Genomic DNA, 14,272 nt, shown 5'->3' with positions numbered 1-14,272 from the left:
CGGCGGCAAGGTCCACTCCAGACAAGAGCACGCCGGCCCGTCAGGCGAACCTCAAATTATCAGTGGAAAACTGCGGGGAAAAACGATCCGCGCCCGATCGGCGGATCAGCGCAGCAGGTCCTTCACGACGCAGCTCGCGCGTCCGAAGTCCATCTGGCCGGGGTAGCGCTGCTTCAGCGCGGTCATGGTGCGGCCCACGTCGCGCAGGCCGTTGGCGCCGATGTCCTCGACCACTTCCGCGCAGGCCGATCGCATGGCGATCTCGTCGAGCTGGGCCGGCAGCAGGGATCTGATGATGGCGATTTCCTCGCGCTCCTGTTCGGCGAGGTCGATGCGGCCGGAGGCCTCGAAATTGCTCACCGACTCGCGGCGCTGCTCGATCATTTTTAGAAGCAGGTCAAAGACTTCGCGGTCGCCGATGCCCTCTTCGCCGCGATCGCGTGCGGCCTGGTCGCGATCCTTGATCGCCGCCTGGATCAGACGAAGCGTACAGGCGCGTCGTTTGTCCTGGTCGTTGACCGCGCATTTGAGCGCCTTGTTGATCTCATCCCGCATGATCGATCTCGTCAGTCCCTGGGGTCGGCTGCGCAGAAACGGCAGCCCGGCGAGGCGACGTCATGTCGCCCGCGTTAAAGCGTTGAAATTTCTCGCGTTTAGAACTCAGATCGCAAGTTGACGCGCGCCTCTTCATGGCCTAGCGTCCTGACCTCGATCGCCTCGACATCGTCGGTGTTCGCGATCCGACCGCGGCTTCCCTGCCGCGTGTCGACGAACGCGGCGCGTGTATCGCGCGCGTTTCAACGATGCAAGAGGTAATTGGTTCATGTCGTCTCGACAAGACAGCGGCTCCGAGAGCTGGGCTGCGCCGACCACAACGGCGCGCCTGATTCTGGCCGACGGCACCGAAATCGCCGGCTACGGCATCGGCGCAACGGGATATGCCGTCGGCGAAGTCTGTTTCAATACCGCGATGACCGGCTACCAGGAGATCCTGACCGATCCCTCTTATGCCGGCCAGATCGTCACCTTCACTTTTCCCCATATCGGCAACGTCGGCACCAACGACGACGATATAGAAACGGTGAACATGGCGGCGCGTTCCGGCGTGCTGGGCTGCGTTCTGCGCGCGCCTGTGACGGAACCGTCGAACTACCGGGCCACGCGCCATCTTGACCGCTGGCTGGCTGCACGCGGCATCATCGGCATCACCGGCATCGACACCCGCGCCCTCACCGCCCGCATCCGGGAACAGGGCATGCCGAACGCCGTCATCGCCCACGACCCGTCCGGCCGCTTCGATCTCGGCGCCCTGATGGCCGAAGTGAAGGCCTGGCCCGGCCTGGAAGGCATGGACCTGACCCGCGACGTGACCGGCGCCCAGAGCTTCAGCTGGGACGAGACCGTCTGGGACTGGACCACGCAATCCTATGGCCATCAGACGAAGCCGCGCTATCACGTGGTCGCCGTCGACTACGGCATCAAACGCACCATCCTGCGTCTTCTAGCCGATCAAGGCTGTCGCGTAACTGTCGTCCCGGCGACCGCCACGGCCGACGACATCCTCATGCACGAGCCCGACGGCGTGTTTCTCTCCAACGGCCCCGGAGATCCGGCCGCAACCGGCGAGTTCGCGCTCCCGGCGATCCGGCAGCTGATCGAGAAGGACGTCCCGGTGTTCGGCATCTGCCTCGGACATCAGCTTCTCGGGCTGGCGCTCGGCGGCAAGACGGCCAAGATGCACCAGGGCCACCACGGCGCGAACCATCCGGTGAAGGACCACACCACAGGGAAGGTCGAGATCACCTCGATGAACCACGGGTTCGCCGTCGATCCGGACACCCTGCCGGACACGGTCGAGCAGACCCACGTCTCGCTCTTCGACGGATCGAACTGCGGCCTGCGCCTCAAGGACCGGCCGGTGTTTTCGGTCCAGTATCACCCGGAAGCCTCCCCCGGCCCCCAGGACAGCCACTATCTGTTCAAGCGCTTCGTCGACTTCATCCGCGAGCGCAAGGGCGAGCCTGCCGAGTCCGAGTAGGCCCGACGTCCGCTGCCGAACGCACGCCGGCCGCAGAGTCATCCTAGCGTTACAGGAAGCTGTTACCGGCGCGTTTTGGTTCGGTGCCCGGGCGGGCGCCGTCGAACCGGAGCGTTCGGTGTTTCGGGTTCGGGCCGACCAATTGCGTCCGCTCGCCAGCGCGCGAAGCAACGGCGGCGCGAGACAGGGATGGGAGAGGGCTGATGGCGGACTATGTGGCGAGCATGATGGATGCCGCGACGGGCGGCGAGAACAAGTACCCGTTCCAGGGGCCCGACGACCTGCTCGACCGGACCCCGGTGCGCATCATTCGCCACTTCATGGAAATCGTCGACAGGGAACTCCTGCCGGCCGAGCAGATCGACTACGAGCTCAACGCCGCCATGAAGAACCGCCAGATCGGCGTCGTCACCGCGATCGGTTCACTGATCCGGGAGAACGGCGGCGAGATCCCGTTCCTGCTGATGATCTCCAAGAAGTCCTGAGCCGCAGCCGACCGCCGACGGCGACCCTCAGGGATCATCTCTGGAAAAGGTGTCGCATCGGGTGACGTCCCCGGTCTCGAACCCGGCCTGGAACCACGCCTGACGGTCGGCGGAACTGCCGTGGTTGAAGGCGTCCGGCACCACCTGCCCCTGGGTTCGCCGCTGGATGGCGTCGTCGCCGACGGCGGCGGCGGCCCCGAGCGCCTCGGCCACGTCCCCCTCCTCCAGCACGCCTCTCTGCCGCTCGAAATAGGCGAAGACCCCGGCGAAGCAGTCGGCCTGCAGCTCCAGGCGGACCGAGAGCGCGTTCGCCTCCCGCTCGCTCAGCGTCTGCCGAAGCTCGTTGTATTTCGGCAGGATGCCGACGAGATTCTGGACGTGGTGGCCGACCTCGTGGGCGATGACATAGGCCTGCGCGAAGTCGCCGGGCGCCTCGAAGCGCTCCCTGAGTTCGCGAAAGAAGCCGAGGTCCAGATAGACCGTGCTGTCGCCGGGACAGTAGAACGGCCCCATCGCCGCGCCGGCGAACCCGCAGGCCGACCTGACCTGATCGGAGAACAGCACCAGGGTCGGCTCGCTGTAGGTCTCGCCGGAGGCGCGGAAGAGCTCGTGCCACACGTCCTCGGTGTCGGCGAGCACCACCGAGACGAACTGCTTCAGCTCGTCCTCGGGCGCCGACGCCTGATTCTGCGCCGATGTCTCGGGCAACCGGGTCCCGGCGGTCTGCCGATCCGGCGAGAGAGTCCCCTGCAGAAGGTCGACCGGATTGACGCCGAGCAGCCACAGGACGGCGACGATGGCGACCAGGCCGATCAGGCCCCGACCACCGATGCCGCCGGACCCGCCGCCGCGTGGAAAGCTAAGTCCGCCCTTCCCGAGGCCGGAGCCGAAGCCGCCCCGGCCGCGCCGGTCTTCCACATTGCTGCTCTGACGCCGCCCCCGCCACCGCATTGCCTGTCATCCTTCGCATGGACGGATCCGGGCACGGTGTCCGTCGGTCAGTCGTCGGGCGTCCACGGCGTCTTCGGCGCAGGATAGGGCGTGTTCATGATCGCGATCTGATTGCCCATGCGCGTCTGCACCGCCGGACTTACCATCGGTGCGCCGTCCGTTCCCTCGATCGGGGAGAACAGCAGGATGTTCAACGAGCCACCGAACAGAAAGTTGCCGAACCGGGTGACGCCCTTGGTTACCCGGGCGCCCTCCGTGACGGTCGCGTCGAAGACCACCGAGCCGACCGTATCGAGCCCGACCGGGATCGAGGCGACATATCCGGTCAGGGTCTCCGGCGTTTTGCCGGGAAGATTGGCGTACTCGACCTCGATCACCACGACGCCGCGCTGGAAGCCCTGGAACTGGCTGAAGTCGGTTCCCGGCCGGCCGACATTGCCGGACAGCGGCACCCAGTTCGGCCAGTCGCTGTAGCCGTAGGTGCCATAGGCGCCGGGGCTGCCGGCTTCGACGATCTCCGCATAGCGGATCACCCCGTCCACCGGACTGTGGAAGTGGTGGTAGGTGTTCGGCATCAAAACGCAGGACAGCCCGGTCGCCCCGGCGAACTTCGCCTTCAGATCCTCCGGCGCGTCGGCCAGAAGATCCGTCACCGAGATCGGGATGCCCTTCACGTCGAGGACCGTGTCCAGCTGGAGCGGATTGTCGACCAGCTTGCGGGTGACCGGCCCCGGATCCAGCTTCACCGCCTGAACCAGCGGATTCATGATGCAGTCGGTCGGCGACACGATCACATAGTCCCGATCGGGCATTGTCACCGGGCGCGCCGGATAGCCTTCGCTCGAAGAGCCCTTGAGCGCGCGCGCGAAGAAGGCGTTCCAGCTCTTGTACTGATCGGCCTTCTGAAACTCATAGTCCTCGATCTCGAGCCGGGGATCGGCGACCCAGTCGGCCACCGGGCCGGTGGAAGCGGGGCTGTTCATGAAGGCCTTGTAGTCGTCTCCGAACCGGATCAGGAACGTCTTGAGGGTGTCGAGGGGCCGATCGGGATCGGTCGGATCGATCCCCTTGACCATCCGGATGCCGGCCTCGTTGCGGAAATAGAGCCAGGCGAAATACTGGATGGAGTCCAGCGCGTTGTCGTTGGTGCCGACGATCTGCGGCACCAGCGTGCAGACTTCCCGGTAGAACGCGCCGACGGCTTTCGCCAGCCCCTCCCCGCTCCCGGCGCTCGTCCAGGGATTGTCGGTCGATCCGCCATAGGCATAGCCCGGCGGCAGCGGCTGCAGTCCCTCGTACACCGCGTCGAACGCCGCGCGTGTCGCCGCATCGCTGTCATACTGCTGCGACAGATAGTCGAGCGATGACTGACACGGAGAGTCGTTTGCCAGCGCAAGACCGGTGGAGGCCGCCAGAATGGACACAACACCCGCTGCCCGCACACACCATCCCATCGTCGTCTCCCATCCCCTGGTCCAAAGCCTTCTGCCGAGCAAACACGCTTGCCGCGCGAACTGCAATCCGCCGATGGGCACCACGCTGGTGAGCCGGCAATCCGGGCACCGCACGCGGCACGCCATTGCGCTGAGCTTCACACCCGCCCCACGAAGTCGGCCGGACCGAAAAGAGACACTACCGCATCCTGAAAAGATGGATTAGAGGTATCGAAAAGTGCGCTGTGTGCGCATGATCAGAGCCGGAATGGAAGCCGAAACGGTCTGACGAAATGAGGTCACATCGGAACACCGTCTGAGGGTCGGCCGATTCCTTTCTCCGCGGGGCGTCGCGACAGCCAAGCACCCCGGCGGCGGCAGAGGCGGACGCTGGTTCCTGCAACGGGAAGCCTCTTCGCCGGCCCACGCGCGTGTTCAACGATCAGCTTTGAGTACCGGGTGCGCGTTTCATGACAGGATGTGCGCACCTCCTGCATTGGCTCAACGCGCAGGCGCAATTCATGCGCTTCAGTAAGGAGTGAGTTTTGTGACTGACCTGAAGACGAAGGAAATCGACGAAGCCTTCGAGATGGGCCCGGAGGAGTTCCGGGCCTGGCGCAAGTCGTTGGGTCTGAAGCAAAAAGAGGCGGCCGACCGGCTCGGTCTCAAGAAGCGGATGATCCAGTACTACGAGAAGGGCAACCGGGACGGAAAGGCGGTCAAGATTCCCAAGACCGTTCGCCTCGCCTGTTACGCCCTGTCTCACCGCATTCTCGACTTCGACGGCAAGCGGGTCTCCAGCGGCCCCGTCGTGCCCGGAGACGGCCCCGTGATCCTGCAGGCGATCGAGGGCGGCGCAGGCGAAGCCGAAGCGCCCGCGGCCGAGTGACATCCGGGGCCGCTCCGAGCGCCCGGCGGCCCGATGGCGGCGGGAAGCGGGAGACGGCCCTTTCCTGGGCTTGAGAAGTCTTCTATAAGCCCGCGAGTTTAGGGTCGGACCTCCGGCTGCCGGCATGCCGCGCGGACTTGAATTCGGTCGAGTTTGCGCGGCGGGCGGACGTCGAAAGCCCGACCCTTCGGGGTTTCGGTCGTGAACCAGAAACCTGCCCACAGTTTCCCGCAACCGATCGACCGACCGGACCACCCGCGTGTCTCCGGAGGTCGGCCTGCGAGCCCGGATGCCCAAGCGAACCGATCTCCACACCATTCTCATCATCGGGGCCGGCCCGATCATCATCGGCCAGGCCTGCGAGTTCGACTATTCGGGCGCGCAGGCCGTCAAAGCGTTGAAGGAAGAGGGCTATCGGATCGTCCTGGTCAACTCGAACCCGGCGACGATCATGACCGATCCGGAGCTGGCCGACGCGACCTACATCGAGCCGATCACGCCGGAAGTGGTCGCCAAGATCATCGAGAAGGAGCGGCCCGATGCCCTCCTGCCGACGATGGGCGGCCAGACGGCGCTGAACACCGCCCTTTCCCTGAACCGCGACGGCGTTCTGGAGAAGTTCGGCGTCGAGATGATCGGCGCCCGCGCCGAGGCCATCGACATGGCGGAGGATCGCGAGCTCTTCCGCGAGGCGATGGCGCGGATCGGCCTGGAAACCCCGAAGGCGAGCTTCGTCAACACGACCGAGCTGAAGCAGCGCTTCAAGCAGGAATACCTGGCCGCCCGCAAGGAGGTTGAGGACCGTCACCCGGACCCGGTCGAGCGCAAGGCGGCCGTCGCGGCCTTCGACCGGACCTGGAGCGAATCGGAGCGGATGCGCCGCGAGGAGCACCGTCTGACCGCCCAGACCCAGGCGCTCAACGCCTCCAAGGTGACCGGCCTGCCGGCCATCATCCGGCCCTCGTTCACGCTGGGCGGCACCGGCGGCGGCGTCGCCTACACGCTGGAGGAGCTCTACGACCTGGTGCTCTCCGGCATCGAAGCGTCGCCGACGAACGAGGTCCTGATCGAGCAGTCGGTGCTCGGCTGGAAAGAGTTCGAGATGGAGGTCGTCCGCGACAAGGACGACAACTGCATCATCATCTGCTCCATCGAGAACATCGATCCGATGGGCGTGCACACCGGTGACTCCATCACCGTCGCGCCGGCACTGACGCTGACCGACAAGGAATATCAGCGCATGCGCGATGCCTCGATCGCGGTGCTGCGCGAGATCGGGGTGGAGACCGGCGGATCGAACGTCCAGTTCGCGATCAATCCGGTCGACGGCCGCATGGTCGTCATCGAGATGAACCCGCGCGTGTCGCGCTCGTCGGCGCTGGCCTCCAAGGCGACGGGCTTCCCGATCGCCAAGGTCGCCGCCAAGCTCGCCGTCGGCTACACCCTGGACGAACTTGAGAACGACATCACCGGCGGCGTGACGCCGGCGTCGTTCGAGCCGACCATCGACTACGTCGTCACCAAGATCCCCCGCTTCGCCTTCGAGAAGTTCCCGGGTGCGGATTCGGTGCTGACCACCTCGATGAAGTCCGTCGGCGAGGTCATGGCGGTCGGCCGGACCTTCGCGGAATCCCTGCAGAAGGCCCTGCGCGGCCTGGAAACCGAGCTGACCGGTCTCGACGACATCGAGATCGACGGTCTCTCCGTCGGCGACGACCGCAACGCAATCCGCGCGGCCCTCGGCACCCCGACGCCGAACCGGCTGCTCCAGGTAGCCCAGGCGCTGCGCCTCGGCTTCAGCCCGGAAGAGATCCACGACGTCTGCCGGATCGACCCCTGGTTCATCGAGCAGATCGCCGGGATCGTCGCGCTGGAGGACAAGGTTCGCCGTCTCGGCCTGCCCCAGGACGCGGAGGCGCTGCGCCATCTCAAGTCGATGGGCTTCTCCGACGCCCGTCTGGCCAAGCTCGCCGACACCGACGAGGACGCCGTCCGCGCGCTCCGCAACCGCCTCAACGTGCGCCCGGTCTTCAAGCGCATCGACACGTGCGCGGCGGAGTTCGCGGCGCCGACGGCCTACATGTATTCGACCTACGAGCCCGCCATGGCCGGCGCGCTGCACGATGAAGCGGCGCCCTCGGAGCGCAACAAGGTCGTCATTCTCGGCGGCGGCCCGAACCGGATCGGCCAGGGCATCGAGTTCGACTACTGCTGCTGCCATGCCGCCTTCGCGCTCCGCGACGCGGACTTTGAAGCGATCATGGTCAACTGCAACCCGGAAACGGTGTCGACCGACTACGACACCTCCGACCGGCTCTATTTCGAGCCGCTGACGGTCGAGGACGTGCTTGCCATCCTCGAGGTCGAGCAGACCCGCGGCACCCTGCACGGCGTGATCGTGCAGTATGGCGGCCAGACCCCGCTGAAGCTCGCCCAGGGCTTGAAGGCCGCCGGCATCCCGATCCTGGGAACCGATCCGGACAAGATCGACCTGGCGGAGGACCGGGACCGGTTCCAGGGCCTTCTGCACAAGCTCGATCTCAAGCAGCCGAAGAACGGCATCGCCCGCTCGCTGGACGAGGCCCGGGCGATCGTCGCCTCCATCGGCTATCCGGTCGTGGTGCGTCCGTCCTATGTCCTCGGCGGCCGCGCCATGGAGATCGTCCGCGACGAGTCCCAGTTCGAGCGCTACGTCACCCAGGCCGTCGTGGTCTCCGGCAAGAGCCCGGTCCTGATCGACGGCTATCTCGCCGACGCCATCGAGGTCGATGTCGACGCGATCTCCGACGGCGAGGACGTGTTCGTCTGCGGGATCATGGAGCACATCGAGGAAGCCGGCATCCATTCCGGCGACTCCGCCTGCTCGCTGCCGGCCCACTCCCTGTCCGATGCGGCCATCGAGGCGCTGGAGGAGCAGACCCGCAAGCTCGCGCTCGGGCTCGGCGTGGTCGGGCTGATGAACGTGCAGTTCGCCATCCGCAAGGGCGAGATCTACGTGCTGGAGGTCAATCCCCGCGCCTCCCGCACGGTGCCGTTCGTGGCGAAGACCATCGGCGTCCAGATCGCGAAGATCGCCGCCCGGGTCATGGCCGGCGAGAAGCTGGCCGGCTTCGGGCTGAAGCGGCCGCAGCTCGACCACGTCGCGGTCAAGGAAGCCGTGTTCCCGTTCGCGCGCTTCCCCGGCGTGGATACGATCCTGGGACCGGAGATGCGCTCCACCGGCGAGGTCATGGGCATCGACAGCGCGTTCGCGATCGCGTTCGCCAAGTCCCAGCTCGGCTCGAGCACCCGCGTGCCCACCAGCGGCACGGTGTTCATTTCCGTGCGCGACGACGACAAGGCCAAGATCCTGGAGACCGCGCGCCGCCTGACCGATCTCGGCTTCTCGATCATCGCGACGTCGGGAACGCAGCGCTATCTGGCCGAGAACGGCATCGCCGCGCGCAAGATCAACAAGGTGCTTGAAGGTCGTCCGCACATCGTTGATGCTATCAAGAACGGTGAGGTTCAGCTGGTCTTCAACACGACGGAAGGCGCTCAGGCCCTCACCGACAGCCGGTCATTGCGGCGCGCCGCGCTGCTTCAGAAGGTGCCCTACTATACGACGGTGGCTGGCGCCATTGCAGCCTCCAAGGGGATCGAGGCCTACAGCACCGGCGTTCTGGAAGTGCGCCCGCTGCAATCCTATTTCACTCCGGCTGAGTGACGATTGGACGGAGCACGGTCGGCGGGAACGCAGTCCGGGCCGCCGGAGTTGTGTGTGTCGATCGGACCCGGACCCGTGTCCGGCACGAAGAAGGTTTTGATATCGATGGAAAAAGTTCCGATGACCGCTGAGGGATACGCCGCGCTCGAAGCCGAGCTGAAGCGGCGGACGTCCGAAGAACGCCCGCGGATCATCCAGGCGATTTCCGAGGCCCGCGCGCACGGCGATCTTTCGGAGAACGCGGAGTATCACGCGGCGAAGGAAGCCCAGAGCCACAACGAAGGCCGGATCGTCGAGCTCGAGGACCAGATCTCCCGGGCCGAGGTGATCGACGTCACCAAGCTCACCGGCGACACCGTCAAGTTCGGCGCGACCGTCACCCTGGTCGACGAGGACACCGAAGAGGAAAAGACCTACAAGATCGTGGGCGATGCGGAAGCCGACGCCAAGCAGGGCAAGGTTTCCATTTCGTCGCCGATCGCCCGGGCGCTCATCGGCAAGAGCGTTGGCGACACGGTCGAGGTCAGCGCCCCCGGCGGCGCGCGCTCCTACGAGATCCTCACGGTCCGCTTCCTCGCCTGAATCGCGTCCCTGAAAAACGTCAATTGCGTCCTGGTCCCCGTCGTACGACAGTGCGGCGGGGATCTGCTCGTCTGGGGCCGTTTCTTATCGTTCGGATTGGACCAATCCGAACGGGAAATGCTCTGGAGCAGACCCTTTTCAGGGAGGACACCATGATCAGATCCATCGTTGTCGCAGGCTTCGCCATCGCCCTGTCGACGGGCGCGGTGCTCGCCCAGTCCGGACCCCAATCCGAGGCGATCCGTTCGGCCTGCAAGGACGACGTGGAGCGTCTGTGCAGCACGGTCGAGCCGATCGCAGTGCCGGAATGCCTGCGCGAACACGTCGACGAGGTCTCCGACGGCTGCAAGAGCACGATCGCCGAGGTCCAGCGGGAGGACGAGGCGGGCCACGACTGACCCTTGTCGGACCTCCGTCTGCCCCAATCGCGCTTCGTTGTCCGGCAGGTGTCCGGGAAAGCAAGGATTGCGACCGGCCGGCTTCCGCGCCACAGTCTCCGTCCTGACAGGCGCCGCCGGCTGCGATCCTGAGCCGGCGTCGCGTCCGATCCCTCTCTAACCAAGAACAAGGGGCTGAACTCATGAAATCCTTTGCCGTCGCAACACTTACGCTCGCCCTCTCCGCCGGCATGGCGCTGGCCCAGTCAGGACCCCAGGTCCAGGAGATGCGGGCCGCCTGCAAGGAAGACGTAGAAAAGCTGTGCAGCAACGTCCAGCCGATCGAGGTGCAGGAATGCCTGATGGAGCACATCGACGAGGTTTCGGAGGGCTGCAAGGCCACCGTCGCCCGTGTGGGCGAACAGGACACGATGGGTCACGACTGAGCCGATCGGCCGACAGGACTTCACCGGTGGCGGACCGCCCGGCCCGTCGCCAGCACAACGTTGAGGCATGACCAATGATCAGAGTGCTTGCCGCCACCGCCGCGATCGCCGTCCTGACCGCCGGCAGCGCCATGGCCCAGTCGCCGGAGCTGATGGAAAGCGTCCGGGCCGCCTGCAGGGAGGACGCCGAACGCCTCTGCCAGAGTTCCGATCCGACCGCGGTGATGGGCTGCCTGCAGGCCGAGGAAAGCGAGCTCTCCGAGGGCTGCCGGAACGTCATCCGCGAAGAGGAACTCAACGTGGAAGACGGCAACGACTGAGCCATGTCCCGTTCAGACCGATCTGGCCTGAACGGGAATGACATGCCCGAGCCAGCGATATCCCGCCGCCCGGATCGCTCTGAACGCGTGGACGCGTCTTCCGCGATACGTCCCGCCTACTTGATCAGCTGATAGGCCGACAGGGTCAGGAACGGGTCCAGATCGTCCGCCGTCGAGAGCGTCCGGAACAGCTCGATGGCCTCGTCGAAGCGGCCGGCATCGTAGGCCTCCGGACCGATTTCCTTGCGAACCCCGGCCATTTCCTCCTCGAGAAGCTGGAGAAAAAGCGGCTCGGTCACCGACTGGCCGTCCTCGAGCTGGGCGCCGAAGGTCAGCCACTGCCAGATCTGCGAGCGGGAGATCTCCGCGGTCGCCGCGTCCTCCATCAGGTTGTAGAGCGGAACCGCGCCGCGGCCGCGCAGCCAGGCCTCGATATACTGGACACCGACGCGGATGTTGTCGCGCAGCCCCTCGATCGAGCGGGTGCCGGGATGCACCTCCAGGAGCTCGCGCTGGCCCACCAGCACGTCGTCGCGCTGGCGATCGATCTGATTGGGCGCGGGCATCAGGCGGTCGAACACCTCCATCGCGACGGGCACGAGATCGGGATGGGCGACCCAGGTCCCGTCGTGACCGTCGCCGGCCTCCCGCTCCTTGTCGGCCTTGACCTTTTCCAGCGCCGCGGCGTTCGCCTCCGGGTCGCGCCGGTTCGGGATCTGCGCCGCCATGCCGCCCATCGCGAAGGCGCCGCGCCGGTGGCACGTCTTGATGAGAAGCAGGGAATAGGCCCGCAGGAACGCCTTGCCCATCACCACCTGGGACCGGTCCGGCAGCACGTAGCCCTGGTTCCGGCGCAGGGTCTTGATGAAGGAGAAGATGTAATCCCAGCGGCCGGCGTTGCAGCCGACGATGTGGTCCTTCAGCTCGTAGAGGATCTCGTCCATCTCGAACGCGGCCGGCAGCGTCTCGATCAGAACCGTCACCTTGATCGATCCCTGCGGGATGCCGAGGGCATTCTGGGCGAAGACGAACACGTCGTTCCAGAGCCGTGCCTCCAGATGGCTCTCCATCTTCGGCAGGTAGAAATAGGGACCCGTCCCCTTTTCCAGCAGCGTCCTGGCGTTGTGGAAGAAATAGAGCCCGAAATCGACGAATGCGCCTGCGATCGGCGTCCCGTCGACCTCGATGTGGGCCTCGGGAAGATGCCAGCCGCGCGGACGCACCTTCAGGACCGCCGGCTTTTCGCCGAGCGCATAGCGCTTGCCACTGGCCTCGTCGGTGAAGTCGAGGGTGCCGGCCCACCGGCTCTTCAGATTGATCTGACCTTCGATCACGTTCGCCCACGTCGGCGCCGTCGCGTCCTCGAAATCGGCCATGAAGACCTTTGCGCCGGAGTTGAGCGCGTTGACCACCATCTTGCGGTCCACCGGGCCGGTGATTTCGACGCGTCGATCCTTCAGGTCCTCCGGAATGCCGGCGATGGACCAGGTCCCCTCCCGCACGTCCTTCGTGTCCGGCAGGAAATCGGGCAGCGTTCCGCCGTCGAATTCCCGCTGACGGACCTGGCGGGCCTGCAGCCGTTCCTGGCGCTGCTTGTCGAAGTTGCGATGGAGGTCGGCCAGGAAGGACAAGGCTTCCGGCGTCAGGATTTCGTCGTAGCCGGGGCCGAGGGCCGCCTTGATCTCCACACCCTCGACCGATCCGGCCGGTCCTGCGTTGGGCTCCGCCATCGTTGCCTCCTGCGATTTTCTCTGATCCATCGTTCTGAAGCAGGACTAGCATTCCTGACCGGCCGAAAGCAGAACCCAATTGCCGAAAAAACGGAAAAGGTCTTTTGACCGAGCCGACAGGGTGACCGCCGACGACCTTCCGCCGGTGGAAAGGTGCCGGCGGGGCCCCATCTGAACGGAGGCGGGATGCGGCGGCGCCGCCCCACCGCTGGCAACCAGGGACGTCGCGCTCTCGAGCAGGGGACGACCGCATCGCCAGACCGATCGAGGAAGGACAATCGACCCATGGGATGGGACATCCATCTGAGACCGGCCCGCGAAGGCCTCTGCTGTCCGCAGGCGGGCGTCTACATCGATCCGGTGCGGCCGGTGGAGACCGCCATCATCACCCACGGCCATGCCGACCACGCCCGTGCCGGCCACGGCACCGTCTATGCGACCCCGGAAACCCTGGCGATCATGGCGGCGCGATACGGCGCGAACTTCGCCGAGGATCCGCGGCCGCTTCCCTACGGCGAAACCGTCACGATCGGCCCCTACCGCTACTGTCTCCATCCGGCAGGGCACGTGCTCGGGTCCGCCCAGGTGCTGATGGAGACCGACAATGGCCGGGCCGTCGTCTCGGGCGACTACAAGCGGCAGGCCGACCCGACCTGTGCACCGTTCGAGCTGGTGCCCTGCGACCTGTTCGTGACCGAGGCGACCTTCGCCCTGCCGGTCTTCCGCCATCCCGAAGCCCGCGACGAGATCGAGAAGCTCCGCCATTCTTTGTCGCTGTTTCCCGAGCGCAGCCACCTGGTCGGCGCCTATTCGCTCGGCAAGGCCCAGCGGGTGATCGCCCTGTTGCGGGAAGCCGGGCACGACCGGCCGATCTACCTCCACGGCGCGATGGAAAAGCTGTGCGCGCTCTACGAGGACCATGGCGTGGCGCTCGGTCCGCTGCTGCCGGTGAAGGAGGCCGAACGTGATGCGCTCGCCGGCGAGATCATCCTGTGTCCGCCGGGCGCACTCGCCGATCTCTGGTCGCGCCGGTTCGGCGATCCGGTCGCCGCGTTCGCGTCCGGATGGATGCGGGTCCGGGCGCGCGCCCGCCAGCGCGGCGTGGAACTCCCGCTGGTCATTTCCGACCACGGCGACTGGGAGGATCTGTGCACGACGATCGTGGAGACCGGGGCGTCGGAGGTTTGGGTCACCCACGGCCAGGAGGACGCGCTGGTCCACTGGTGCCAGACCCAAGGCATTGCCGCGAAACCGTTGCGGATGGTGGGCTACGGCGACGAGGACGAGGCGGCGGCCTGACCTTTACCCGGTCGCG

The 14,272-nt window shown here is 66.0% G+C and carries 13 protein-coding genes; 9 read left to right on the top strand and 4 right to left on the bottom strand.

The annotated features are described in order from the left end of the window. Nucleotides 1-105: 105 nt before the first annotated feature. Nucleotides 106-555 (bottom strand): GatB/YqeY domain-containing protein, encoded by a 450-nt coding sequence (locus J2S73_RS02645; protein WP_306883869.1) that lies wholly within the window; start codon nucleotides 553-555, stop codon nucleotides 106-108. A gap of 268 nt (nucleotides 556-823) precedes the next feature. Between J2S73_RS02645 and carA the strand changes: the two genes are divergently transcribed. Together carA and J2S73_RS02635 are read left to right on the top strand one after the other, a co-directional pair. Continuing rightward, nucleotides 824-2,038, top strand: coding sequence for a glutamine-hydrolyzing carbamoyl-phosphate synthase small subunit (gene carA, locus J2S73_RS02640; RefSeq protein WP_306883868.1), 1,215 nt, complete (start codon nucleotides 824-826; stop codon nucleotides 2,036-2,038). Nucleotides 2,039-2,241: 203 nt separating this feature from the next. Beyond that, nucleotides 2,242-2,523 carry a hypothetical protein gene (locus tag J2S73_RS02635; RefSeq protein ID WP_306883867.1) on the top strand — a complete coding sequence of 94 codons (282 nt, stop codon included), beginning with the start codon at nucleotides 2,242-2,244 and terminating at the stop codon, nucleotides 2,521-2,523. 27 nt (nucleotides 2,524-2,550) lie between these two features. Here the strand turns inward: J2S73_RS02635 and ypfJ are convergent, their stop codons facing one another. After that, the gene (ypfJ, locus tag J2S73_RS02630) at nucleotides 2,551-3,474 is read right to left on the bottom strand and encodes a KPN_02809 family neutral zinc metallopeptidase (protein WP_306883866.1); all 924 of its coding nucleotides are present in this window, start codon (nucleotides 3,472-3,474) and stop codon (nucleotides 2,551-2,553) included. Between the two features lie 47 nt (nucleotides 3,475-3,521). Further along, entirely contained in the window at nucleotides 3,522-4,928 is a 1,407-nt protein-coding gene (locus J2S73_RS02625) for a phosphatidylserine decarboxylase (RefSeq protein WP_306883865.1), read from the bottom strand. Between the two features lie 526 nt (nucleotides 4,929-5,454). Here J2S73_RS02625 and J2S73_RS02620 point away from each other — a divergent pair. The 6 genes from J2S73_RS02620 to J2S73_RS02595 all read left to right on the top strand — a co-directional run bounded on the left by J2S73_RS02620 (nucleotide 5,455) and on the right by J2S73_RS02595 (nucleotide 11,227). Further along, nucleotides 5,455-5,796 carry a helix-turn-helix domain-containing protein gene (locus J2S73_RS02620; protein WP_306883864.1) on the top strand — a complete coding sequence of 114 codons (342 nt, stop codon included), beginning with the start codon at nucleotides 5,455-5,457 and terminating at the stop codon, nucleotides 5,794-5,796. 289 nt (nucleotides 5,797-6,085) lie between these two features. Continuing rightward, a complete protein-coding gene (gene carB / locus J2S73_RS02615) occupies nucleotides 6,086-9,502 on the top strand; it encodes a carbamoyl-phosphate synthase large subunit (RefSeq protein ID WP_306883863.1) in 3,417 nt (1,138 codons plus the stop codon). A gap of 105 nt (nucleotides 9,503-9,607) precedes the next feature. Next, nucleotides 9,608-10,084 (top strand): transcription elongation factor GreA, encoded by a 477-nt coding sequence (greA, locus tag J2S73_RS02610; RefSeq protein WP_306883862.1) that lies wholly within the window; start codon nucleotides 9,608-9,610, stop codon nucleotides 10,082-10,084. Between the two features lie 152 nt (nucleotides 10,085-10,236). Next, nucleotides 10,237-10,482, top strand: coding sequence for a cysteine rich repeat-containing protein (locus tag J2S73_RS02605; RefSeq protein ID WP_306883861.1), 246 nt, complete (start codon nucleotides 10,237-10,239; stop codon nucleotides 10,480-10,482). Nucleotides 10,483-10,664: 182 nt separating this feature from the next. Continuing rightward, nucleotides 10,665-10,907 carry a cysteine rich repeat-containing protein gene (locus J2S73_RS02600; protein ID WP_306883860.1) on the top strand — a complete coding sequence of 81 codons (243 nt, stop codon included), beginning with the start codon at nucleotides 10,665-10,667 and terminating at the stop codon, nucleotides 10,905-10,907. Nucleotides 10,908-10,981: 74 nt separating this feature from the next. Further along, entirely contained in the window at nucleotides 10,982-11,227 is a 246-nt protein-coding gene (locus J2S73_RS02595) for a hypothetical protein (protein WP_306883859.1), read from the top strand. Between the two features lie 116 nt (nucleotides 11,228-11,343). Here the strand turns inward: J2S73_RS02595 and aceB are convergent, their stop codons facing one another. Then, a complete protein-coding gene (aceB, locus tag J2S73_RS02590) occupies nucleotides 11,344-12,957 on the bottom strand; it encodes a malate synthase A (RefSeq protein ID WP_306883858.1) in 1,614 nt (537 codons plus the stop codon). A 285-nt stretch (nucleotides 12,958-13,242) separates the two neighbouring features. Between aceB and J2S73_RS02585 the strand changes: the two genes are divergently transcribed. Beyond that, nucleotides 13,243-14,256 carry a ligase-associated DNA damage response exonuclease gene (locus J2S73_RS02585; RefSeq protein WP_306883857.1) on the top strand — a complete coding sequence of 338 codons (1,014 nt, stop codon included), beginning with the start codon at nucleotides 13,243-13,245 and terminating at the stop codon, nucleotides 14,254-14,256. Nucleotides 14,257-14,272 lie beyond the last annotated feature (16 nt).

This window comes from Amorphus orientalis (assembly GCF_030814015.1).
Lineage (GTDB): Bacteria > Pseudomonadota > Alphaproteobacteria > Rhizobiales > Amorphaceae > Amorphus > Amorphus orientalis.
This window is presented reverse-complemented; position numbering and strand designations above follow the sequence as displayed.